We start from the raw sequence: 23,956 nt of genomic DNA on the forward strand, positions 1-23,956 counted from the left end.
GGTCAGGCGCCCAGTGGACGCAGAAGATCACGACTGATGATATGGCGCTGAATCTCACTGGTGCCGTCCCAGATGCGTTCAACGCGCGCATCGCGCCAGAACCGTTCGATCGGGAAGTCGTCCATAAGGCCCATACCACCATAGATTTGCAGCGTCACATCCGTCACCCGCGCCAGCATTTCCGAGGCGTAAAGCTTGGCCGAGGCAATTTCACGGTTCGATGGCAGGTTCTGATCCAGCCGCCAGGCGGCGGCGAGGGTCAGCCAGTCGGCGGCGTCGATCTCGGTGATCATGTCTGCGATCTGGAAGCCGATGCCCTGAAACTTTCCGATAGGCTGGCCGAACTGCTTGCGCTCGGCCGCATAGTTCAGCGCATAGTCAAAGCAGCGCCGCGCGCGCCCAACCGAGAACGCCGCAACCGTCAGGCGGGTTGCGTAGAGCCATTCGTTCATCACGGCAAAACCACCATCGACTTCGCCCAGAACCTGCGCATCCGGCAGACGGCAATTATCGAAATACAGGATATAGTTCTTGTAGCCCTTGTGGCTTACCGAGTTGTACCCTTCGCGCACTTCAAAGCCCGGGGTGCCGCGATCCACCAGGAAAGTAGTGATGCGCTTTTTGGGGCCCTTGGGGGTCTCGTCCACGCCTGTTGCGATAAAGACGATGAAGAAATCCGCGTGTTCCGCGCCCGAGATGAAGTGTTTCGAACCGTTTACAACCCAGTCACCACCATCGCGCGCCGCCTGACATTTCATACCGCGCACATCCGACCCGGCATCCGGTTCGGTCATCGCCAAAGCATCCATCTTTTCGCCGCGCACGGCGGGCAGCAGATAGCGTTCGCGTTGCTCTTCGTTGCAGGCCATCAGGATGTTTTGAGGGCGTCCAAAGAAATGCGTCAGTGCCATCGAGCCTCGGCCAAGCTCGCGCTCAACAAGGGTGAAATCCAGATGGGATAAGCCCGCGCCACCGACCTCTTCAGGGAAGTTACAGGCATAAAAACCCAGATCGATGCATTTTTGTTTGATTTCGTTGCCCAGCTCCAGCGGGACCGTACCGCTGCGTTCGACGGCCTCTTCATGCGGGTAGATTTCGTTTTCAACAAAGCTGCGGACGGTCGAAACGATCATCTCTTGTTCTTCGGACAAACCAAACTGCATAGCGCGCATCCCTTGGATCAGTTGTTGACCCAAAGAACGTCATCCTCCAAGTATTCGGCATGCAGACTTGGTCGCATTTCATGCAGGATTCGAAATTTTTGCCACAGCACTACAATATTCTGCTTTTCAATGGGTTCTCGAACCATTGTCTTGCGAACATGGTCGAACCATTGCGGGCGGCGAACAACATGTCACGGCAAACGCTCTATGCATGGAGGTTCTGTTCGCTTGATGGGGCGCCCGTACGCAGTTCCAGCGGCCTAAGCGTAACCCCGGATTGCGCCCTCGAAGGTCAGAGCGGAGATGTTTTGGTGGTTATGCCATCTTACGGCTTTCTGAAACTCGATACCCGGTCGACTGCGCGGGCAATTCTGGCCGCATCAAAACGGCACCAGCAGATCGCAGGATTGGACACCGGAAGCTGGCTTCTGGCACGAGCCGGTTTGCTCGATGAATGCCAAGCGACCATTCATTGGGACGAGCTTTCGCGGTTCGAAGAAAGCTTCCCGGCCGTCGATACCGTGCGGGAGCGATTTGTGATTGATGGCAATCTGCTGACCTGTTCCGGGGCAATGGCGGCGTTCGATTTGGCCTCTGCCCTCATTCAGCGGGATCATGGCCCGCTTTTGTCCATGGAGGTAGCGCACCTGCTGATGGGCCGTAAGGGGCGCGACGCTTATGCTCTTCCGTTGAAATCCAAAGACACACTGGTCAATCGGGTACTGGACGTGATGCAGGCGCATATTGAAACGCCGCTTTCAATCGCTCAGGTTGCACGACGCATTGGATGCTCGCAAAGACGGATCGAGGCTCGCGTCCGGGCGGACCTGAAAACAACGCCGCAAGCATTGTACCGACGTCTACGCCTAACGCTTGCGCGTAATCTGGCGGAGGATACGGAACAGTCCATTGCGGAAATCGCCGGGCGTTGCGGGTATGATAACGCCAGTGCGATGACACGGGCATTCAAGGCGGAATTCGGCCAGACCCCGACCGCGTTTCGAAAAATGAACGCCTAATACGCGTTTCAATCTGCCTAGGCAGATCATGTTGGCGAGGCTGCCAATTTCGTCATCGCAAAAAGGCACCATTATCTAGGGCGACAGACACTGGCCTGGCATACTCGTGCTGCGTTCAGCCAAGGGCAACGAAATTTCAAGCCTCCGGTTTCGGCAAGGCTCAGAGCATCGCACGAAGGCCCAACCAGAATGCAATCCAGCATAGACCCACGCTGAGAAGGATATTTCCTGCCGCCATAAGGATGGTGCGCTCGCGGTGCAGTTGCAGAGACTGGTAGGCAAAGCTGGAAAAAGTGGTGAACCCTCCGCAAAAGCCGAACACCAGGCGGCGTTCCTCGTCCGGCAGAACCTGGGGATCGCCCAGATAACCGACCCACAACCCGAGCAGCAAACAACCTGCCACATTCACGATCAGCGTCGACAGCGGTAGTTCGTGCGTGATCACGCGGTTGAGCATGTGCCGTGCGACTGCGCCCAGACCGCCGCCAAGAGCAAATGCTGCGTGTAAATAGAGATCACTCATCCGGGTGCTCTCCGGCGTGGTACTTGCGCCCGATCGCCTCACCCAAGATAGCGGCGGCAAGGCCCAAAACAACCTCAAGGGTCAGAGCTGCGACCATATAGGTGACATCTGCTTGGTGCAGCCGGTCAAGCTCGGCCACGAACGAGGAAAAAGTCGACAACCCGCCGCAAAAGCCAACCGCGCCCAGGTGGATGACATGGGCATGAACCCTGTGCCGCACCGCATAAAGCCAGCCGATGAACAGACAGGCCGCGATGTTGATTCCGAAGGTCGCAGTCACGAAGGGCACACCGGGTATCTCAAGCGACAGCACTTCGCGCAGCAAGGACCCAAGCGCGCCGCCGACAAAGACGGCGAGGTACATGAGTGTTCTCTGCAAGCCCTTGGCCCCCCTGATCAGAATCGTATTCTTCGATCTATTTCCATACAGGCTTGGGTGGTAAAACGCCAATGATCGAGCCGTCGGTACTTCAGAACCGTTGGGCCGATGCACGCTCCCAATCGCTTGCAAATCCCGCAGGGACACTGTCTGCCAGCAACCCACCTTCCGGAAGCCGTTCATAAAGGTCCGCGTATGTAAGCTCTTTTTCGTCCGTTGAGCGGCGCAGAATGTCCGAAGGGTGCAACTCCGTGACCTTTTCATAGCCCATTGCACCCAGAATTTCGCGGAAGCTTTCCAGCGTCGCATCATGATAGCGATGCACCCTCTGACGTTTTTGAGGTACATTCACAGCCTTGGCGCGTTCCTGATCCTGAGTGGCGATGCCCGTAGGACAGCGGTTGGTGTTGCAATGCAGCGACTGGATGCAGCCCACGGCAAACAACATCGCGCGGGCTGAGTTGCACATATCAGCGCCCAAGGCGAGTTTCTCGACAACGTCATAGCCCGTCGCCACCTTGCCCGAACAAATGATGCGGACCTTGTCGCGCACGCCGATGCCACGCAAGCAATTGTCGACAAAGATCAACCCTTCGTTCAGGGGCATCCCCAGCCTGTTGGAGTATTCCACTGGTGCAGCACCGGTACCACCCTCAGCTCCATCCACGGTAATGAAATCGGGCAAAATCCCGGTATCCAGCATTGCCTTGCAGATACTCATGAACTCGGACCGTTTACCGATGCACAGCTTGAAACCCACTGGCTTGCCGTCCGACATCTCACGCAGATGTTGCACAAACTCCATCAGCCCGGTGGGGGTCTCAAAGGCCGCATGTGCAGGAGGTGAGATCACGTCTCTATGGGGTTCAACACCGCGAATTTCAGCGATTTCTTCATCAACCTTAACCGCAGGCAGCACGCCGCCATGAGCGGGTTTTGCGCCCTGGCTCAGCTTGATCTCAATGGCCTTGACCACGTCCTTTCCGGCTCTTTCGGCAAACTTGTCCTTGTCGAACCCACCTTCGGGGGTGCGACAGCCGAAATAGCCGGTACCGATCTGCCAAATGAGATCACCGCCTTCCGCCAGATGATGCGGGCTTATCCCTCCTTCACCGGTGTTGTGGGCAAAGCCACCGTCCTTGGCCCCACCATTCAAAGCCCGGATCGCGGTATGGCTCAACGCTCCGAAGCTCATCGCTGAAACGTTCAGGCGCGACGCATCGTAAGGCTGAGAGCATAGAGGACCACCCAGCGTAACACGCTTCTCGCTTTCCCCCACCTCTTTCGGCACCAACGAATGATTGGTGCGGTGATAGCCCACCTGCGTGATGTCGTACTGGGTGCCAAACGCCTGTGTATCCTGTTGACCCTTGGCACGGGCATAGACCAGACTGCGCGTAATCCGGTTGAAGGGCCGTCCGCTTTCGTTTGTTTCAACAAAATACTGGCGTATTTCTGGGCTGACGAATTCCAGCATGTAACGAAAATGGCCCAGAACCGGATAGTTATTAAGCACATTGTGTTTGGTCGTCATCAGGTCATAAGCCCCGATCGCGATATAGGGCAGCACGATCACCAACAGCCACAGCGCTGGGGTCCAGAACCAGCCAAGCAACAAGGTCAATGGTAGACCAAAAAAGGCCACCGCGTAGTATATATTGCGTACAATCATGCGTCCGATCTCCGGTTACTAGCTTGGATTGGCACCTGCACTAAAGCTGCGCCTTGAGTTCTTTGACCCAGTTGTCCCACTGCGCGTGGTCGCCCTTGGCCAGAAGGATGCCCTCTTTCAGTTTGGATATGCCAAATCCCCAGGCCATCTTTGTGTCCACATGAGGTGGCATGACCAACTCACCCGGCGTGACCATGGCGTCGATGATGAACGGCTTGGTGCTGGCTTTGGCCTGTGCCACGGCTTCTTTGATGTCAGCGGCATGTTCCACGCGCACGCCATCACCACCGCAGACCTTGGCGTATTCGGCAAAATCCGGGTTCACCAGATCCGTTGCCATAGGGTTCACAGCATAGCCCGCGACCTCCATCTCCATCTTCACGAAACCCAGTGTCTGGTTGTTGAACACAATCACCTTGATCGGCCAGTGGTAGCGCACGGCGGTCACGAAATCCTGCATGGACATACCAAAGCCGCCGTCGCCACAGAACGTCCAGACCTCACGCGAGGGATCCAGCGCAGCCGCGCCGAGCGCCGAAGGCAAGCCAGAGCCCAGAGAGGAATGGTTGAATGATCCCACCATACGCCGCCCACCCTTCATTCGGGTCTGCCGCGCCACCCAGACAGTGCATTCACCTATGTCCATCGCAAAAACCGCATCTTCTGCGGCCTGATTGGATATCTCGCGGGCGAATAACTGCGGGTGCAGCGGTTCGCTGGCACGTTCAAGGCTGGCCTCTTTGTCCTGTTGCGCCAGCCACTTGTTGCACAGTTTGACCTGATGATCAGCGAAGCTTCGGTCTTCTTTTTCGGCTATTTGAGGCAGCAGCCGGTCCAGCGTTGCACCGACATCCCCCAACAAGCCCGATGCGATAGGCGCACGGCGACCCAGATTTTCAACGCTGCGGTCGATCTGCACGATCTTGGCCGCTTCTGGCAGGAACCATTCATAGGGAAAGTCGGTGCCCAGCATCACAAGCACATCGCAATCGCGTACCGCATAATAACCACCGGGGTTGCCGATGAGACCAGTCATACCAACCACATTCGGGTCATCGTAGTCGAAGATGTCCTTGCCCTTCAACGTATGCGCAAGCGGAGCGTTGAGCTTTTGCGAAAGGGCCAAAACCTGATCTTTGGCCTCGCGGCAACCTACACCGGCAAAAAGCGCCACCTTCTTGCCTGCGTTTATGATCTGCGCAGCACGGGCAATCTCAGCTTCGGGTGGGATCAGGGTAGAGGGCTGTTTCAAAAGCGGGTGGAACTGGTGCAGGCTGGGCACCTTTTGTTCGGATACATCGATGGGCAGTTCAATCCGCACCACCTCGCGGTTGATGAGCGCACGTTGCACGGCGATCTGGGCAAGACGCGGCATCTGATCCGGCGTGTGGATCACCGCCTGATAGTCGCACACATCATCAAATGCCTTTTCCAGGTTCACTTCCTGATGATAGCCAGTGCCGCGCTCGCGATGGGCGACTTGGCCAGTGATCGCCACCACGCCCGCGCCTTCGCGTTTGGCATTGTAGAGCCCGTTAATCAGATGCAAAGCACCGGGACCAACCGTGCCGGCACAAATGCCGATACCACCGGTCAGATGCGACTGCGCATAAGCCGCGTAGGCTGCGTTTTCTTCATGCCGCAAACCCTTCCATTCAAAACGGTCGTCCCCGCGCATGGCTTCGAGAAACGGGTTGAGCGCATCGCCAACCACGCCAAAGATCTGGCAACCACCTGCATCCGACAAAATGTCCAGCAGGACCTCACACACGTTTTTCGCCATGTCTCTCTTCTCTCGTTTCGAGCAAATTCAACAAGATGTAGCCAACATCCTGTCCGCCTTTAATTCAATAGCCATCCTAAAAATCAAAGTCGCTTCACCGACTTTTCAAATCACACAAGGGTCAATTGGATGTGACGGACACAAACACAGTATGATCCTGTAGGCTTGTGGATTGCCACAGGTTCCAAGTGTTTTTGACAATAAACCAGCCGGGGCAGGCGAATGCAGTTACTAAGCTGCACATAACCTCAAACAAAACACGTTGCGGTTCAGGAGTTGAAACCGCAACGCGTGCTTGAAAAGCTATCGGCAGTGTATTGGGTTATTCCCGACCCACAGCTTGACCATCTTCATCAAAAAAATGCAGCTTGCTGGTCGGAAAATGCAAACCGATATGTGCGCCCGGTTTGAGGTCCGTGTCTCCATTCAAACGCACAGTGACGTTTTCTTCAGCACCGACATCGACGATCAGGAACGTATCAGCACCCAGGTATTCGATCACCTCGATCACACCGTCCGTCTGGCCCTCGCCCGCTGCAACCACTTCAATGTGTTCAGGACGAACACCCAATCGGTTGGCTTCGCCGGAAAACGCAAATTGGCCCCCTCTGCCGTGTGCCAGCGTATAACTGCCGCCTTGAGCGGAACAGGTCAACACGTTCATTTTCGGGCTTCCAATGAACTGCGCCACAAACAGATTGGCCGGACGTTCATAGAGCTCGCGGGGCGTACCGACCTGCGCGATCTTGCCGTATTCCAGAACCACGATCCGGTCGGCCAGCGTCATGGCTTCGACCTGATCATGGGTCACATAGATCATCGTGCGCTTGAGGCTTTGGTGCAGCTTGGCGATCTCGTATCGCATCTCAACGCGCAGCGCCGCATCAAGGTTCGAAAGCGGCTCGTCGAACAAAAAGGCCGTCGGGTCGCGCACGATGGATCGGCCGATGGCCACACGCTGGCGCTGCCCGCCTGACAAGTCTTTGGGTCGGCGTTCCAGAAACGGCCCGAGTTTCAGAACCTCAGCCGCTTTGTTGACCTGTTCTGCGATTTCAGCCTTTGGCACCCCGGCCACTTTCAGCGAGAACCCCATATTTTCAGCAACAGTCAGATGCGGATACAGCGCATAAGACTGAAACACCATCGTCAGGCCGCGTTTCGAAGGCGGATGATCGGTGACGTCATTGTCGTTTATCAGAAGCGATCCGCGCGAAATATCCTCAAGCCCGCCGATCATGCGAAGCAGAGTGGATTTTCCGCAGCCCGACGGACCGACAAAGACAATGAACTCGCCTTCTTCAATCTTGAGGTCCACACCTTTGATGACCTGGGCGGACCCAAACCATTTTTCGACGGACTTCAGTTCGATGCTGCCCATTAGCTCCTCCCTGCCCAGTGTAGCCAGACCGCGGCTGTCCAGGTGAAGGCAGTGCCGCCAGCAGCGCTGCCTGTGTTGGGGTCAAAATACTCGGCGAAGCCGTAGGTCGAAATCAGCTTTGCTGTTTTCAGGCGCAGGTCTTCTGCCTGCCGCGTGTGTCCCATATCAGCCAGACCGAACCCAATCATCATGTTCATGATCGCCCAGGTCGGACCACGCCAATAGCGGCGCGCATCAAAATTCGGCATCGACGTATCATAGCTTGGAACCGGATAAGGAACGGTGTCCAACACAGCATCCAAACGCTTCAGCATCTGTTCCGACTGGATGCCTGCGTACCAGCACATATATGAAGCGTTCGAGATGCTGCCGGCCCATTCATCTGTACGAACGTCACGGGAATCGAAACTACCCAGATCCTCATTCCACAAGGATCGCGCACCATTTTCGAGCCTCTCAACATCCGAATGCAACCCTTCGGCGTCGACGCCCAGCTGGTCGCTGATCGCCAGCAGATCCCGCGCAGCGCGCAAGGTCGTGAATGTCATTGTCGGGTCGGCGACCCGAAACGGGTTTTTCTCCAACAGAGCCTGTTGGTTCCATCCGGCCTCTCGGCCAATCTGGACCAGTTTGATGTAACGATCATAGTCAAACTTGGTAGGGCGATCGTCGCTGTTCACATGCGCGATGTCCCTGCGCTGGTATTCCCCCACGTCAGAGGCGTCCATGCGCGCCATGGATTTATCCCAGTCAGGGGCATTGTCGCGACCTGCCTCCCAAGGGTGCGTCGTACAGACAGCGTCCTTTTCATCAAGCCGCCACTTCATGATCCAACGATGCCAGGCCAAAAGCTTTGGAAAGAGGGCACGCAGGCGCTGGTCGCCCACCTTTTTGTCCTGCTCCCAAATTTTGCGAACCATCGTTGCTGCGATGGGTGGCTGAATAATACCCGACGACGGGATCGGGCCGTTGCAACCCCATACATCCGGGCCTGGAAAATACCCGTCGTCTTGCTTGTGGAACAGGATATGCGGCACCATGCCGTCCGCCCATTGGCCCGAGAAAAGCGTCTCGACCTCAGTCCAGGCGCGGTCGATGTCGAATTCGGCAAAGCCCACGGCGGCAATCGCGCTGTCCCAGTTCCACTGATAAGGATACAGCCCCTCGGTCGGGATTGTGTAACCCCCGCGATCATTGGCAATCAGGATATTGCGCGCTTCGCGGTTGTGGTTCGTATGTTGATTCATTTCTGTCATCCTTTGACGGACCCCGCAGTCAGGCCTTTGGTCATGAAACGTTCAAGCCCCAGGAACAACGCCATGATCGGCAAAGTGGCGATTACCGCGCCAGCCATGAGATGTTGTCGGGGAATTTCCGAGGAGTTCAGCATCGTGACGCCTCGGGTCAGGGTAAATTTCGACGGATCGTCCAGCAGCATGAAGGCAAGCAAGAATTCATTCCAGGCGATCATAAAGACATAGAGCGAGACCGAGGCCAGCGCAGGCAGGCTGAGCGGCAGGGTGATCTTCCAAATCACGGCCAGACGCGACAGACCATCCATCAGACCAGCCTCTTCCACTTCGGTGGGCAGACCACGGAAATAGCCTTGCAGCATGTAAAGCGCGACGGGGATCGTCGTGACCGGGTAGATCATGACAATGCCGAGGATCGAGTTCCGTAGGCCCGTAAGCGAAAACGCGATATAAATCGGCAGCGCCAGAACGATCATCGGAACCATGTAGATCAGCAGGATCGACCGCGAAAACGCCTTTTGCCCTTTGAACCGGAACCGCGCCACCGCGTAGGCACCGGGGACACTGAACAGCAACGTGATGAATACTGTCAGGACCGAGACGTAGAAGGACGTCCAGAGATAAGTGCCGAAATTGAAGTCGCGGAACAGCTCGGTATAGCTGCGGAACAGTGCAGTGCCCTGGCTCAGATCAACGGAAAAATCCAGCGGGTTCTGCAATAGCGCCTGCTGAGATTTCAGGCTGGTCATCACCATCACATAGAAGGGGATGACGACAATTGCCGTGAAAAAGATGTACCCGAATCCGGTGCAAAAGCGGATCACCGCATCTTCGAATTCATGGCGTGTCAGTTCGGTGAAGGGCAGTTCCTTAAGGATCTCGGCCAATGACAGGTGCATGACAACCGCAACAGCGATGACAGTAGTTAGGCTTGCCTGCAGCGTCGTATCCGGACCAATCAGAACGGGACCCAAACCGCTTAGGCAAGACAAACCCAGCAGCACAGAGATCGCCAAACGCGCCGGAGCATGACGCGCCGGAAACGCAACATAGGTAAGACCTGCCACCGCGCCCCAGATCAGGCTCAACCCCACCTGCGGGCGAAACGCTGCGCCCGTGGCGAAGGACATGGTGACGGAAACGGTGGTTGAAATGATGACCAACCAGAGTGCGCCCAGAACCGGGCCAGTGATGAAACCTTTGCGCATCACAAACCCTCCTCACGGCTGATGAAGCGGAAGAAGACAAAGCTGAAGGCGATCAGGCACAGCAGGATGACCACGGCCACCGCCGCGCCTGCCCCGATGTTTGAGATCGCAAACGCCTGCTCATAGACATTCACAGTCAGTGTGCGGGTACCCGCATTACCACCGGTCAGCAGGAAAATGTCGTCGAACTTGTTGAACGTCCAGATAAAGCGCAGAAGGAACAGTACCGACAGGATGCCCAACAATTGCGGGATGCTCAGCAACCAGAACTTCTGGAAGGGCGACGCTCCATCCATATCAGCGGCTTCATACATGCTGCTATCAATGGATTGCATCCGCGCCAGAATGAACAGGAAAGACAGCGGGAAATAGCGCCAGATTTCGAACACCGTGACCATGATCAGTGCCAGAGGGCGTTCGCCGAAAAAGTTGATCGGCGCACTGGTCAGACCCATCTGGATCAAGAGCGCATTGGCTGAACCCGAAAACGGATCAAACAGCGTGACCCAGGTAAAGGCCACCGCAATGACAGGAGCGACATAGGGAAACAAGTAAAGGCCCCGGATGACCCCCTGCCCTTTGAAGCTCTTGTTCAGCAAAAGCGCTGCAAACAGGCCCATAACCAAGGCGCCAATGGTCCCGAACACCGTGTAAAACAACGTTACCCAAAGCACGCCCCAGAACTCAGCTCCGTCAAAGACGCGAGCATAGTTTTCGAGGCTGAATTCAAAGTTGGTCAGAACGTTCGGTCCACTACCAGTCAAACGCGGTTCTGACGCTTCGACCACGTCTTCAAAGGCATCGGGATCGCCGTCGACGGCAACAGGAATGCGGATACGCTCACGCTGGCCCCCTTCCAGAGTGCCGAAGTCACAAAACAGGTCCTGCCCGTCCAAAACGCAGGGGGCGGCAACGTCCCCCGCAACGACACCGTCGGGCAGAACGTCACTAAGGGTGACGCCGTCGATTGCGATCTCCTGACTGGAGTTGCGCAGACGGTATTCAATCCGCAGATCGTCGCCCGATCCGCGCAGGCTTTCACGCACAACCGGTGCGGGTGGGCGGAGATCGGACAGGGTAAATGGCTTGAAGCTGATCCAGAAGATTGCCAGCAAAGGCAAGATCACCACAAGCGATACGCTGATCACGGTCGGAGCCAGCAGCGTCCAGGCCAGACGCGCCTCGCGTTTGGCTAACGCCCCGGTTCCGGTCGGTGGGGTGGCCGAAGTCATGGGGTACCTCGAAGGGTTAAGTGCAGCGGCGCGCACGCCGCTGCAGATGCCACTTGATTACTGAACCTTCGCCAGTTCTTCGTTCATGGCTGCAACCGCTGCGGCTGCGTCGATCTCGTCATCAATGTACTGACGTACAACACGATTGATGGCCTGAGAGTTGATCATTTTCGACGCCAGCGCCAATTGACCCTCGGCTACGCCCCAACGCTGCGCCACGTCCAGACCACCGACGATCTCATCGATCATCGCCTGTTCATACAACTCGCCCAGAGGGGCCTTACGGTCGACACCGACAGGCAGTTCCGCCCAGGCTTCAGAGAATGCAGTCGGATTGTCTGCATTACCACGGCGCACGGGGAACTTACCCTCAGGCGCAATGGCCAGCGTCTGGGTATAGCCGTCATCCATGGCAAACCTTACGAATTCCATGGCCGCGTCGGTGTCCGCATCATTGGTGATACCGAAATACCGCACGTCGCCCCAGGCCGCGCCATCGGGGTTCGACGGGCCCGACAATTTGGTCACGATACCGGTCTTGCTGGCCAGATCGCGCGATGTCGGGTCGTCGTTGATGGTCGGAGGGGCGCTGTCCCGCAGACCGGCCAGTTCATCAAGAATGAAAGGCGACCAGATGATCATCGCGGCTTTACCGTCGAAATACAGCTCACGCGATTGCTTCCAGAAAAGTTCACCCGGAGGCGAGGCTTTGGAAATGGCCTTGTAGAAATCCAAAACCTCGGTGGTCTTGGCCTCATCAAGCGGCTGGAAGCCATCGGGGCCAACCGGGCTGACGCCGTTTGCCAGGAATACATGCTCCAGCACCTGGCTCATGAAGTTCTCGTCAACTTTTGTGGCCGAGACAAAGCCATACATTTCTGGCGGGTTGTGCAGCGCCTCAAGTGCGGCCTGAATATCTGCAAAACTGTCGGGCGCTTCCAGACCGGCCTCTTCAAAAAGGTCCTTCCGGTACACAACCATTTGCGTCCAGCCATCCACCGGAACCGAGGCGGTTTCACCATTGAACGCAGCCATGCCCAAAGCACCCGGAGCGAAAGTATCAGCGCCCAGTTCTTCGATCACTTCGGTCGCAGCTTCGGTGTCCAGAATGCCAGCTTCGGCCCACGGCAGGGCGTACTGCAACGGGTGGTAGACCACATCTGGCAAGTCACCTGCGGCAAAAGCTGCTGTCGCGCGGGTGCCCAAATCTGTTTCTGTGACAGGGATCACCTCAACGGTCGTGCCGGTCTGCGCCTTGAACTGGTCGGCCATTTCCTGTTGTTTCGCCAGACGCTCGGGCTGCTCTTCGGTCGTCCAGAAACGGATCGTGTCCGCCTGTACCGACATTGCCGTCAGCGCCATTGCCAACGAAGAGCCGAGCATCAGCTTGGCTGCTTTTGGTGTAAGTTTCATGGTCGGTTTCCTCCCCGATTGTCTTCCATGGATCGTTTGATTTTTTTCGCCAACTCGTTCGAGGTCAGCAGCGGCGGTCCGTCAGAGTCGCGTTCAATCAGCACCGCCTGACTGAGTTCGCGCAAAGTTGCGGGTTCTTCTCCTCGGGTCTGACGTATCAGCATCGTAGCAAGGCGTTCACCTGCCCGTTTAGAGTCGACGCTGAACGTCGTTAGCCCGGGGCTGGCGTATTGGCATTCCGGGACCCCGTCATATCCAAGAACCGAGACATCGCGCCCGATCTCAAGGCCAAATTCTGCGCAGACAGAGTAGCTTCCCAGTGCCGCTTGGTCTGTCGCAAATACAATCGCGGTCGGCGGGACAGGAAGACGCAATAAAGCGCGCGCTTCAGCGGCCCCTTCTTCGCGGGTGCGGGCCCCTTCGCGTATCAATTCGGGATCAACTGGCAATCCTGCGTCCCTAAGCCCGTCGACATAGCCATCCCGACGCAGGTGGCTGTAGTTGAACTTTGGATCACTGCCGACAAACCCGATACGGCTGTGACCAAAACGGGCCAGACGTTCGACCGCGTCGCTCATGGCTGTTTCGCCGGAAATATCAAACCACGACGTATCGTCCTGAAACCCGACCTGACCATAGCCAGTCCGCCCATAAAGGATGAACGGCACCTGCAAGTCCTTCAGGTATCCAACGCGCGCATCATCGACTTCGGCTCGCGGCAGTATAAATCCGTCGGCCTTACGTTCTTCAACCAAACGGCCCAGCATGTTCAGCATGTCCTGTTTCGACTTCGCGGTCGAAATTGTCATCGTCCAGTCAGACGCACTGGCAGCTTCACAAGCCCCTGCCAGAAAGTCTTGGAAAAACGGATTGTGCCGATCCGGTTCTTCACTGTTGATGACCATTGCAATGGCACGCACGCGCCCCGTTCGGATGGCCTGAGCGTGGCTGAGCGGGCGATACCCCATCTTGCGCGCCGTCACCTCAACCCGCTTTCGCGTTGATTCTGAGATGTCGGAATACCCATTCAATGCCCGCGACACCGTGCTTTTCGAAAGGCCGAGTTGATCGGCCAGTTCATCAAGCTTCACCCGTCCAGTCGCCGAGGCGCGCCGGGATCGGATTTGTCGCTGTCGCGTGTTGAGATTCGCTGTCATTCCATCATTTTGCGTTTCCGAAACCGGTTTCGGCAATGGAAAAGTCCAATTTTTGTGCGTATTGTAAATTTCTGGTTTCACAAGCCGGGATACTTATGCTTCGGCATCAAATCTGAGGTCACCGCACTGATTGTCAGACAGTGACACTGATCACCTCTATGCACCGAGCCGCAACTACACGGCAGAAACACCTTATTGAAATTCGGTATTGCCCTAAGCGATGCCGCAAACGAGAGTTGACCGTGTACAAGTTTTTCTGCCATCAACGCGCCATGTTCGGTTCCGGGGACTCACCCGGAGGCAATAGGGAATGCAGTGCGGCTTTTTCTTCGCCAATTCTGCAACTGCCCCCGCAACTGTAAGCGGCGAGCGCGGCTGATCGTGCCACTGGGATATGCCCGGGAAGGCCAGCCAAGCGTTTTGACCCGCAAGTCAGGAGACCTGCCGAACATGCGCCCTCGGAATGGGCGTTGATCGTCGGCGACGGGGTGTGCGCCGAAACTGTTTGCTTATTTGAGCAAATGGTTTCGCATTCCCCAATGTCAAAAACCAATGCGTGCCGGGGAAGGCGCGACGTGAGAAGGACTTGTTTGTGAAACACTTTTTGTTGGCGGCAACAGCTGCCATTGCATTGCCTGCGATGGCTCAGGCTCATTTCCTGCTGGAATACACCGAAGATACCATGATTGATCGTCCTGGTGACGTTCCGGTCAAGTTGGTCTTCTGGCATCCGTTTGAAGCCGGGCACGTGATGACCCTGGAAAAGCCAGAAGAATTTTATGTGATCCACAACGGCGAAAAGACCGATTTGTTGGGTACGTTGGAAGAAACCACGTTCGAAGGCCCCGAGAACACGGCCAAGGCCTTTTTGGGCTCGGTTCCAGTGAAACGTTCTGGCGATTACGTCGTGGTAACGGTACCTGCGCCTTATTACGAGGAATCTGAGGATATCTATATCCAGCAGGTCACCAAGGCATATCTGAACCGAAACGAGCTGCCCACCGACTGGGACCAGCCGCAAGGTTTGGCTACCGAAATACTGCCGCTGAACAAGCCCTATAACATCATCGCTGGCTCGACCTTCACGGGACGTGTATTGAGCGAGGGCAACCCAGTGGCTGGCGTAGAGATTGAAATCGAATACATGGCCGCGGAACCCGACTTGGCCGGAAACGGCGCAAAAAACGCAACTGCTTCCCCACTGCCAGGCGGCGCACTGGTCGCAATTTCGGACGAAAACGGCTATTTCACCTTTGGCGTGCCAAAAGCAGGCTACTGGGGTTTCGCAGCGTTGGGTTCGGGCCCGAAGACTGAACATGAAGGCAAAGAACTAAGTCAGGACGCTGTGATCTGGATCCGCGCCTGGGATCTGGAGTAACCCATATGCATATTGTGGACGGAGCCCTTTCGAACCCTGTTGTGATTGGCGGCGCAATCGCGGCAGCAGGCGGGATCGCCATGGGGCTGAAATCGCTGGACCTGGATCGCATTCCCACTGCAGGGGTGTTGTCAGCCAGCTTTTTTGTCGCCTCACTGATCCATGTTCCGATCGGCCCGTCCTCTGTGCATTTGATCCTGAACGGTCTGGCCGGGCTTTTGCTCGGCTGGGCGGCCTTTCCGGCGCTTTTTGTTGGCTTGCTGCTTCAGGCTGTGTTCTTCGGCTTTGGAGGACTGACAGTGCTTGGGATCAACACAGTCAACATCGCCCTTCCGGCGGTGCTTACATGGATAATCTTCGGTCGTCTGATCGCCAAGGGCACGCCTGTTCAAGGAGCAGTTTGGGGCGGCATAGGCGGCGCTTTCTCAATCGCAGCTACGACGGCTTTTGTCGCAGTATCGCTGGCGCTGTCGGGCGACGAATTCCTGCCGGCTGCGAAGCTTGTGTTATTTGCTCACGTCCCTGTCATGGCCGTCGAAGCGGTTCTGACCGGGTTCGCCATTTTACTGGCTCGTCAGGTTAAACCAGAACTCTTTTATAAAGGCGCATCGGCATGAGGCAACTGCTCGTTGTTATTGCGTTGTCACTGATGCCGCTTCCTGCGCTGGCCCACAAAGTTATCGCAGGGGTCTTTCCTGCAGGCGATGCAATCGAAGGCGAATTGGGCTTTTCAAACGGCGATATGGCGCAAAACCAAAAAGTCATCGTGTACGGGCCCGATGGTGCTGAGTTGGGACGAACACTGACCGATACAGATGGTTTCTTCCTTTACACCCCGACCAACCCGGTAGAACACACGTTCAAAGCAGACTTGGGCGCGGGGCATGTGGCAGAAGTCACCATGCCTGCTGCCGATGTCGCGGCGATAATGGGTGTTGAAGCTGACGTGGTCGAAACTGCCGCAATGATTGCCCCTAAGGAAGGTGGGACGCAGGTGACTGTCGCATCATTGACGAACGAAGAACGCGCCGCAATTGCTCAGGCGGTCCGAGACGAAACCCGCCCGCTGCGACGCGAGATTGCCTCCTATCGTGAACACAATGATCTGCAAACGATCCTGGGTGGCATCGGTTACATCATTGGTTTGTTCGGAATCGGCTTTTACATCGCCGCACGCAAGAAGATGACCTCCTGATGGCCCACGCCCTGGAACCCCAGGCCAAGACATTGGCCGAGACTGGTACGGGTGCATCCTTTTGGGTGATCCAAGGCTTGGATCCTCGGATGCGGATCGTGGTGGCGAGTGTTTTTTCCATTGTCACGGTCTCGCTCAGCACCATTCCAGGGCTGATTGCGGCATTGGCTGTTTCTATCGGAGTGCTGCTGATGTCTCGCCTGCCCATTCGCCGAACGCTCAAACGTATGGCGATGATGGACAGCTTTATCATCTTCATGTTGGTACTTTTGCCATTTACCACGCCCGGGGATGCGATGTTCAACTTGTTTGGGTTTCCGGCCAGTTGGCAAGGCCTTTGGAAAGCCACTGAGATTGCGCTGACAGCTAACGCCGTCATATTGTCCCTGATGGTTCTGGTTGGAACGATGGAACCGGTTACGCTTGGCCACGCGTTGCATAAACTGCGCTGTCCCGAAGCACTCGTCCACCTTCTGATGTTTACCATTCGCTACATCGAAGTTTTACGCGTGGAATATATGCGCCTGCGCGCGGCGATGAAGGTCCGTGGGTTTCGACCGGGCACTAATTGGCACACGTATCGCAGCTTTGGCTATCTGGTTGGCATGATGTTGGTCCGCGCCATCGAACGGTCCGAGCGAATCTTAGCAGCGATGAAATGCCGAGGGTTCTCTGGACGGCTTCTCTTGCTGCAGGAATTTAACCTGACCCTGCGCGACTACGTGTTTGCGGCGACTCTATGCATAGTGTGCATTGGGCTTCTTTGTCTGGATTTCGCATGACGATCCTCAAGCTGGAAGACATTCATTTCGCCTATCCCGGTCAAGCACCCGTACTGGACGGCGCCTCGCTTACGCTTGAACCAGGGCAACGCCTGTCGATTGCAGGACCTAACGGAGCAGGGAAATCCACCCTGTTTGGAATTGCGCTTGGTTTGCAAAAGCCAACCTCGGGTAGTGTGATCGCCCTTGGAAAAGATCGGCGCACCGAGGCCGATTTTCACGAGGTTCGCCGCGAGATCGGACTGGTGTTTCAAGACCCTGACGATCAGCTGTTTTGCCCCACTGTGGCAGAAGACATCGCGTTTGGGCCTCTCAATCTAGGGCGCAACAAGGACGACGCTCTCGCCATCGTCGACAGAGTTCTCTCTGATCTAGACTTGATGCACTTGCGTGATCGCATAACACATAAATTGTCGGGGGGCGAAAAGCGTCTTGTGACCCTTGCCACCGTATTGGCGATGGAACCCCGGGCACTGTTATTGGACGAACCAACAAATGCGCTCGATATCCAGAACGAAGCCCGCCTGCTGGAGATACTACAGGGTTTGCCACAGGCCATTTTACTGGTCAGCCATGCGCCATCCTTCCGTCAGGCATTGGCCCCGGACACGCTTGAATTGAGAAACGGTAGACTTGTCGCCGCGGGATTTTGAACTGCTGCGCTTTGCCGACGATTGGTCAACACATCGGCCCCCTGCCCCTCATCAGGCGAAACGGTATACGGAAAAGGCCGGTAAGCCCGCGCAGTGGTGCCCATGGATGTCGTTTCAGCTTCGATAGCGCTGTCCAGTGCTTTGCGGAACAGTTTTGCGCCCTTATCCAGACCAAGATCAATATAGGGTGTCTTGGCGTGCTTAATACCCAGATGCACCTGCTCCAACACCCCTTTGTCTTCGAGAAACGCCATCCGCATGCGTCATTCATGAACTTTAAAACCTCTGCGTTATCGGGGTCTGTGTTTCGGTGCTGAAACCAAAAGTACCGGGTTCGGTCCTCGTCAAACGGCGTCATGAAATTGTACGAGATATTGACTTAGATCTTGTCGAATGGGGGTTGCCATAGCCACCGGTTCCAACAGGCGCGTAAACGGATCTGTTCAGCGCGATAGCAGGCAGGCACATCTCGTAATGCTGAAGCCGGTCGCAATCGCTCGGAAACGACACCGGGGTGCCATCTTCCTGCCGGAAGAAAACGATGTTCTTAGCCAGAAACGTTTCGGCCTTCAGCACGCGCCCGATATTTTTTCTCAAGGCCACAACTTACCAGCAATTTCTCAGAAACATCGATTGCCCGCCAATCCATCATTTGGCTTGCTAAAGTATGGGCGCCCAAACGCCGCCATGCCATGTCAGAGTAGTAATGGGTTGTATAAGCCTGACTAATTTCAAACTGAAGCCGGCGGAGGGATGTCAGGTTGCGCAGCAACCTCGGAATGAATCCAGCTCAAGAATTCGGCAACCTTTTCGCTACCCTTGGTTTCGTGCGGTCGGACCAGCCAATAAGACAACGGCGATTGGGTCATTTCCGCAAAGGGTCGGACCAAACGCCCGTCTGCCATCATGTCAATGACCAAAGGCTCGCGCCCCAGTGCCACACCTAATCCTTCAATCGCCGCCTGAACAACCATGTTTGACTGCCCCAGTCGCCGTGTCCGCAGCGCGGCTGGCAAGGTCAGGCCACAGCGCCGCGCCCAGAATTCCCATGTGGGGCTCGCCGCTCTGTGATGTAGATTCTCGTCCACCAACATCGTATGACGTGCGAGGTCATCGACCTTGCGAAGGTCCGGCAACAACGACGGCGCGCAAACCGGAAACAGCTGCTCTGTCATAAGTAAATCGACCTGACAGCCCGGAAAATCGCCCAAGCCATAGCGAATTCCGATATCCGCATCCGCACCGGAAAACGGGAATTGTCCGGTATCGGTTGCTATCGATATCGACAGGTTCGGGTGGGCCATGTCAAAGCGTAAAAGTCGTGGAAACAACCAGTTGAACGCAAAACCCGGCAGACATGAGATAACGATTGTCCGATCCGAGCGTGTTTTATCCCTGAGTTGTGCGCATACATCCGAGATGCGCCCCAGTCCTTCCGAGATCGCAAGGGCCAACAACTCTCCTTCACGGGTTGGGCGCGACTGACGTGCGCCCCGCACCAAAAGCTCGCGCCCCAACCATTCCTCAAGGCTGCGCACATGCTGACTGACAGCGCTCTGGCTGACGCCCAATTCGGTAGCAGCGGGTGAAAACCCCGAATGTCGGACGACGGCCTCGAACGCTCTTAGTGCGGAATAGGGCAAGTTCAAGATCATATTAGTAACTCTAATGTCACTCATTAATACTTTCAAATAGATTGGCTGCAAGCCCCTGGCGTAACCTTGACCAATTCGATCCTATGGGAGACGCGAATGTCGGACATCACGCCGGAACGTGGCGCGCAAAACCTGTTGGCAAACTGTGCCCATGCAACGGCCGGAGACCGGCTGCTGATCGTCTACGAACCGCCAGAGTACGGGTATTTCGACGCGGACAGTGTCGAAATCGTCTCGCGTGTTGCCAAGTCCATGGGCCTGTCCGTCGAAACGGTTGATGTGGGGTTCAACCCTGACACTCCGCATCTGCCTGTGGACTTGCTTAAAAGGTTCGAAACCGCCGATGTTATCCTGTTTCTGGCCCGCCTCGGAGATCAGCTACGGTTTTCGCAAATGCCCAAGGGCAAAAAGATCATCGTCAGCTTTGCCCTCAGCCGCGAACAATTCGGGTCGGGGTTTTCGAACGGGCACCACGACGCCTTCATGGAACTCAAGGCCGAGATCAACTCTGTACTAAATACCGCGCAGGAAGTGCGTTTCACGTGCCCCCTTGGCACGGATGTGCGGGGGCGGCCTGAAATGAACCTGGACCCTTCGGGTGATACCTCCATCCTGCGCTTCCCGATGTCGGTTTTCACGCCTGTCCCTGCACACAGCTTCTCTGGCCAAGTGGCCCTGACCTTCCTGACAGGGACCGGATCAAAATACTATGAAGGTTACACTACCGAATTCACTCATCCCGTTCTTGCGCGCCTAGATCAAGGCCGCCTGACCGGGTTCGAGGGGCATCCTTCAGATGTAGCGCGGGCAGAGACTCATTATGATCGGGTGGCCGAACAGTTCGAAATTGACCGGAACTTTGTGCATTCCTGGCATGCTGGCATTCATCCCGGATGCGGCTACCCCTGGGACATGCGTGAGAACTATGAACGGTGGGGCGGGGCGGCATTCGGCAATCCGCGCATCTTGCATTTCCACACATGTGGTGCTTACGCTCCCGGTGAAATCAGCTGGAACGTGATCGACCCGACCATTGTCATCGACGGCACAACCTATTGGCAGAGCGGGCGTTTTTACGCCGATCGTCTGCCGCGCGGTTCAGAGATACTAAGCCGGTATCCTTGCGCCGCAGGGCTATTTGCCCATCCCGACACAGATATCGGGTTGCGCAAAACAGGTTAATCATACTGACACTAATGCGCGCGCTCTACATTGGTTCACCAAGATACGGAATTCGCCAAACAAACGTGGCGTGAAACCAACGATCGCTCAAAACCTGGGCTATGAATACAAGGAAGGAACCAAATTTGTCTGCCTGGATCAGGATGATATCTGATGAAGAGGCCGAAGCGCCGCTTAAGGCCGTTCTGGACCTTGCGCGAACTCCGCATGGAACGGTGGACAACGTTATGCGCGTGCATTCCCTGCGCCCCAATACCATGAAAGGGCATGTGGTTTTGTATCGCGCCTGCTTGCACGATGACAGCAACACGATCCCAATGTGGTTTCAGGAAGTGGTCAGTTCTTATGTTTCGACGTTGAACACATGCCCGTATTCCTACGCAAATCACTGGGCCAACGCGCGGCATCTGATCGGGGATGACGCGCGGGCGGACAAGATCGAGGCCGCGCTCAAGGCGCAACGACCGCAGGATGCGTTCGACGGCGAACATCTAGAGGCCTTGATCTACGCCGAAAAGCTCACTGTGTCGCCTGGCACTATGGTTGAATCCGACGTCACCGCACTGAGACACGCAGGTTGGGACGACGGCGAGATTCTCGAAATCAACCAGATCGTCGGCTATTTCAATTATGCCAATCGATTGCTCAACGGATTGGGCGTCACAACGGATGGCGATGTCGTAGGGTACTATGCCGGCGAATGACCTGAGCGCGACGCGTGCTGGTTTCATTGTCAATCGACAACCATCCTGATTTCGCCGAAGACCTTGAGTGAGGCGCTCTTGGTTCAACCTTTTACGCCACGGAAACTGGCAAACGCTCAGAGAAGAAGACTTCAGTTTTCACGCGTTTTGCCAATGGCGGGATTAGCCAGCCAGACCAAAGCGCATACGCTCGGTTTGATCTGGCCAACTTGCTCTGATGTCCTCGCTCCAAGCCAATGGAAGAAACGCACCTCAGGATAATTGTCGTCCTTGGCGATCAGCTGACCCCCCAAGATCGCCGCGCTGCGTCGGGGCATCGCCGCGCGTGATACCGTTCTTGTTTGCCGCAACACGGGACAACGCGCTGGAGCACTTTGTGCAGACGGCCTTACCGCATTTCGGTGACTGTCAGGACGCGATTTAGATGGGTGAACCGTTTCATTATTATTCGGTCCTAGCTCAGTATCTGAACGCCGGGCTGCTGTATCCACTGGAAATCTGCCGACGGGTTAAACGCGCCTATTATGACGGTCATGCCCCGCTGAACGCGGTCGAAGCCTCCAATGTCATTAGCTTGAGTCAGTTTGCCGACTGAGGATTGCTGGGATCGAAACCCTATGCGGCCAGCAGCAATTACATCAACAAAATGTCGGATAATAGCGACACGTGCCGATATGATGTAAAGCAAAAAACCGACCCGAAAGCTAGCCCGTTCAATCCGCTGTATTGGGATTTTTCGTTGCACAACGTAGAAAAACTGCGCGGCAATCCTCGCCTCAGCCAAGCCTAACGAACGTGGGACCGGATGAGCCAAAAGAAAAAATCAGGGCTATCTTGAAAGCGCGGCGAGGGTGTTGGACAACCTATGGCTCATCGGTGGGCGTACCACAGCAGCGCGACAACTATGGCTAAAATCAACGAAAGAGGCGGCAGCAGAAAACCTCGGAAAAGGTGTGCCATTGGTCAAAACTGCTGTCCAAATTCTTGACGTAAATGTCCAACAGGAAACGCCGCGACAGGGCAGTAATAATACAGCTTGTTGAAAACGGCCAAGTCATCGGGACAGCTACCCTTGATCCGGCCACAGCACCTATCGCCCGTACCGCTAGATCGCTGGAAACCCGCAACTGCTAATTCAAGCAGACATGTGTCCAAGAAACCGTCCGTTCCGAACCTGTTCTGGGCGTAATTTGTAACGTTTAATAAAGGCCCGCGACATTGCCGTTCGGGACGAAAAACCAGTTGCAGATGCGACCTCAACAAGTGGCATGTCAGTATACTTCAAAAGACTGTTGGACCTCTCAAGGCGGAGTTCCTTATATGTGTCCAAAAGAGTCATGCCCGTTTTACACAAGAACCTTCGCTGAAGCTGCCGGATGGACGTCCCGACCAGTTCAGAAAGCTCAGAAATCCTGAGCGGGTCTTCGATGTTATCCAGCATTGTATCCACGGCAAGGCTCACAAGCCTGTCTCCATTGGACTTTCGAATGAGGCGATTTGCGAGCTGGCTTTCAGTTGCACCCTTGGGTTCGGCCAGCCCGACATACCGCCGCAACGTGTCTGCCAAATGCTCACCATGATCCATTGACACAAACTCGGCCAGCAGACGTAGGGCGCTGATCCGTGTGTTTGCGCTGTGCGTGCGCCCATCTGGGGGAAAATGGATCGAAGTTCCGCTGTTTCCAATCCCCAGTTCCAGCGCTGCGGCTTCGAAACCCGAATGCACGGCTGCTGTGCTTCTGTCAGCACTTCCGAGTTGGGCCAGCAGCATCACCGCCCCCCCTACAAGAACAGACCTGGGGGACAAGTTCAGCACCTGATTCACCCAGGACCTTTCAGCTGCAGTGGGGCACCAGGCGCGTTCAAAATCCCCCCAAAAAATCGCGGTACGTCCGGCCCAATACAGCGGACCTCCTACTGGCTCTCTAGCAAGGACACGTAAATTCACAACATAGGTGTGTTTTTCCACCAAAGTGTTCAGCGCCCGGTAAAACTCCATAATCAGTTCAGCAGAGGCTTTGTCAGAGTTTCGGTACAAAACGACATCGATGAATTGTAACCGATCTGACACCGGGGCAGAGCCTTTGGCAGCATTCTCGTGATCATTCGTGACAACGTAGTGTTTCATTGGATGTACCAACCTTGGTTTGGTCAGTGCCAAATTGTTTGGGAAGTTTCCGATTGGCGAAAACCCCGCCTATGTTTTGGCGGGGTTTTGTTATGGGAT

At 55.8% G+C, this 23,956-nt stretch carries 23 protein-coding genes and 1 riboswitch; of the genes, 9 read left to right on the forward strand and 14 right to left on the reverse strand.

Features of this window, described 5'->3' with window-relative positions; all coding sequences use genetic code 11:
- Positions 1–2: 2 nt before the first annotated feature.
- The gene (locus GS632_RS17235; RefSeq protein WP_171177226.1) at positions 3–1,163 is read right to left on the reverse strand and encodes an acyl-CoA dehydrogenase family protein; all 1,161 of its coding nucleotides are present in this window, start codon (positions 1,161–1,163) and stop codon (positions 3–5) included.
- An 80-nt stretch (positions 1,164–1,243) separates the two neighbouring features.
- On the opposite strand from GS632_RS17235, the gene GS632_RS17240 reads away from it, so the two are divergent.
- Entirely contained in the window at positions 1,244–2,182 is a 939-nt protein-coding gene (locus GS632_RS17240) for a GlxA family transcriptional regulator (RefSeq protein WP_171727710.1), read from the forward strand.
- 160 nt (positions 2,183–2,342) lie between these two features.
- On the opposite strand, the gene crcB is transcribed toward GS632_RS17240, so the two are convergent.
- The 10 genes from crcB to GS632_RS17290 all read right to left on the reverse strand — a co-directional run bounded on the left by crcB (position 2,343) and on the right by GS632_RS17290 (position 14,180).
- Complete coding sequence (gene crcB / locus GS632_RS17245) at positions 2,343–2,705, reverse strand: fluoride efflux transporter CrcB (RefSeq protein WP_171177230.1); 363 nt, start codon at positions 2,703–2,705, stop codon at positions 2,343–2,345.
- Positions 2,698–3,069 carry a CrcB family protein gene (locus GS632_RS17250; protein WP_171238276.1) on the reverse strand — a complete coding sequence of 124 codons (372 nt, stop codon included), beginning with the start codon at positions 3,067–3,069 and terminating at the stop codon, positions 2,698–2,700. The genes crcB and GS632_RS17250 overlap by 8 nt, the downstream gene beginning before the upstream one ends.
- A gap of 106 nt (positions 3,070–3,175) precedes the next feature.
- The gene (locus tag GS632_RS17255; protein WP_171722231.1) at positions 3,176–4,756 is read right to left on the reverse strand and encodes an FMN-binding glutamate synthase family protein; all 1,581 of its coding nucleotides are present in this window, start codon (positions 4,754–4,756) and stop codon (positions 3,176–3,178) included.
- Between the two features lie 40 nt (positions 4,757–4,796).
- Positions 4,797–6,539, reverse strand: coding sequence for a thiamine pyrophosphate-dependent enzyme (locus tag GS632_RS17260; RefSeq protein WP_171238275.1), 1,743 nt, complete (start codon positions 6,537–6,539; stop codon positions 4,797–4,799).
- 322 nt (positions 6,540–6,861) lie between these two features.
- A complete protein-coding gene (locus GS632_RS17265; RefSeq protein WP_171177238.1) occupies positions 6,862–7,917 on the reverse strand; it encodes an ABC transporter ATP-binding protein in 1,056 nt (351 codons plus the stop codon).
- Positions 7,917–9,164 (reverse strand): hypothetical protein, encoded by a 1,248-nt coding sequence (locus GS632_RS17270; RefSeq protein ID WP_348540134.1) that lies wholly within the window; start codon positions 9,162–9,164, stop codon positions 7,917–7,919. Before GS632_RS17270 ends, GS632_RS17265 begins: the two co-directional genes overlap by 1 nt.
- A 5-nt stretch (positions 9,165–9,169) precedes the next feature.
- The gene (locus tag GS632_RS17275) at positions 9,170–10,378 is read right to left on the reverse strand and encodes a carbohydrate ABC transporter permease (RefSeq protein WP_171177242.1); all 1,209 of its coding nucleotides are present in this window, start codon (positions 10,376–10,378) and stop codon (positions 9,170–9,172) included.
- Positions 10,378–11,610, reverse strand: a complete 1,233-nt coding sequence (locus GS632_RS17280; RefSeq protein WP_171177243.1) for a carbohydrate ABC transporter permease — start codon at positions 11,608–11,610, stop codon at positions 10,378–10,380. Before GS632_RS17280 ends, GS632_RS17275 begins: the two co-directional genes overlap by 1 nt.
- A 57-nt stretch (positions 11,611–11,667) precedes the next feature.
- On the reverse strand, positions 11,668–13,023 hold the full coding sequence (locus GS632_RS17285) for an ABC transporter substrate-binding protein (protein WP_171177246.1): 1,356 nt from the start codon (positions 13,021–13,023) through the stop codon (positions 11,668–11,670).
- On the reverse strand, positions 13,020–14,180 hold the full coding sequence (locus GS632_RS17290) for a LacI family DNA-binding transcriptional regulator (RefSeq protein WP_171177248.1): 1,161 nt from the start codon (positions 14,178–14,180) through the stop codon (positions 13,020–13,022). Before GS632_RS17290 ends, GS632_RS17285 begins: the two co-directional genes overlap by 4 nt.
- Before the next feature lie 260 nt (positions 14,181–14,440).
- Positions 14,441–14,644: riboswitch (cobalamin riboswitch) on the forward strand.
- A 128-nt stretch (positions 14,645–14,772) separates the two neighbouring features.
- Here GS632_RS17290 and GS632_RS17295 point away from each other — a divergent pair.
- The 5 genes from GS632_RS17295 to GS632_RS17315 are packed head-to-tail and all read left to right on the forward strand — an operon-like array spanning position 14,773 to position 18,188.
- Positions 14,773–15,558 (forward strand): DUF4198 domain-containing protein, encoded by a 786-nt coding sequence (locus GS632_RS17295; protein WP_171177249.1) that lies wholly within the window; start codon positions 14,773–14,775, stop codon positions 15,556–15,558.
- Positions 15,559–15,563: 5 nt separating this feature from the next.
- Positions 15,564–16,175 (forward strand): cobalt transporter CbiM, encoded by a 612-nt coding sequence (gene cbiM / locus GS632_RS17300; RefSeq protein WP_171235057.1) that lies wholly within the window; start codon positions 15,564–15,566, stop codon positions 16,173–16,175.
- Positions 16,172–16,753, forward strand: a complete 582-nt coding sequence (locus GS632_RS17305) for a cobalt ABC transporter permease (protein WP_171177255.1) — start codon at positions 16,172–16,174, stop codon at positions 16,751–16,753. The genes cbiM and GS632_RS17305 overlap by 4 nt, the downstream gene beginning before the upstream one ends.
- Positions 16,753–17,535, forward strand: a complete 783-nt coding sequence (gene cbiQ / locus GS632_RS17310; RefSeq protein WP_171722232.1) for a cobalt ECF transporter T component CbiQ — start codon at positions 16,753–16,755, stop codon at positions 17,533–17,535. Before GS632_RS17305 ends, cbiQ begins: the two co-directional genes overlap by 1 nt.
- Complete coding sequence (locus GS632_RS17315) at positions 17,532–18,188, forward strand: energy-coupling factor ABC transporter ATP-binding protein (RefSeq protein WP_171177259.1); 657 nt, start codon at positions 17,532–17,534, stop codon at positions 18,186–18,188. Before cbiQ ends, GS632_RS17315 begins: the two co-directional genes overlap by 4 nt.
- Here GS632_RS17315 and GS632_RS22025 read toward each other — a convergent pair.
- Together GS632_RS22025 and GS632_RS17325 are read right to left on the reverse strand one after the other, a co-directional pair.
- On the reverse strand, positions 18,125–18,442 hold the full coding sequence (locus tag GS632_RS22025) for a hypothetical protein (RefSeq protein ID WP_174827342.1): 318 nt from the start codon (positions 18,440–18,442) through the stop codon (positions 18,125–18,127). The genes GS632_RS17315 and GS632_RS22025 overlap by 64 nt on opposite strands.
- Before the next feature lie 477 nt (positions 18,443–18,919).
- Positions 18,920–19,843 carry a LysR substrate-binding domain-containing protein gene (locus GS632_RS17325; protein WP_171177261.1) on the reverse strand — a complete coding sequence of 308 codons (924 nt, stop codon included), beginning with the start codon at positions 19,841–19,843 and terminating at the stop codon, positions 18,920–18,922.
- A gap of 96 nt (positions 19,844–19,939) precedes the next feature.
- On the opposite strand from GS632_RS17325, the gene GS632_RS17330 reads away from it, so the two are divergent.
- The 3 genes from GS632_RS17330 to GS632_RS17340 all read left to right on the forward strand — a co-directional run bounded on the left by GS632_RS17330 (position 19,940) and on the right by GS632_RS17340 (position 22,324).
- Positions 19,940–21,025, forward strand: coding sequence for a hypothetical protein (locus tag GS632_RS17330; RefSeq protein WP_171177263.1), 1,086 nt, complete (start codon positions 19,940–19,942; stop codon positions 21,023–21,025).
- Between the two features lie 125 nt (positions 21,026–21,150).
- On the forward strand, positions 21,151–21,729 hold the full coding sequence (locus GS632_RS17335) for a carboxymuconolactone decarboxylase family protein (RefSeq protein ID WP_171177265.1): 579 nt from the start codon (positions 21,151–21,153) through the stop codon (positions 21,727–21,729).
- A gap of 424 nt (positions 21,730–22,153) precedes the next feature.
- Complete coding sequence (locus GS632_RS17340) at positions 22,154–22,324, forward strand: hypothetical protein (protein WP_171177269.1); 171 nt, start codon at positions 22,154–22,156, stop codon at positions 22,322–22,324.
- Between the two features lie 540 nt (positions 22,325–22,864).
- On the opposite strand, the gene GS632_RS17345 is transcribed toward GS632_RS17340, so the two are convergent.
- Positions 22,865–23,857, reverse strand: a complete 993-nt coding sequence (locus GS632_RS17345) for a helix-turn-helix domain-containing protein (RefSeq protein WP_171722233.1) — start codon at positions 23,855–23,857, stop codon at positions 22,865–22,867.
- Positions 23,858–23,956 lie beyond the last annotated feature (99 nt).

The sequence above is a fragment of the Ruegeria sp. HKCCD7296 genome (genome assembly GCF_013110775.1).
In the GTDB taxonomy this organism is placed as follows: domain Bacteria; phylum Pseudomonadota; class Alphaproteobacteria; order Rhodobacterales; family Rhodobacteraceae; genus Ruegeria.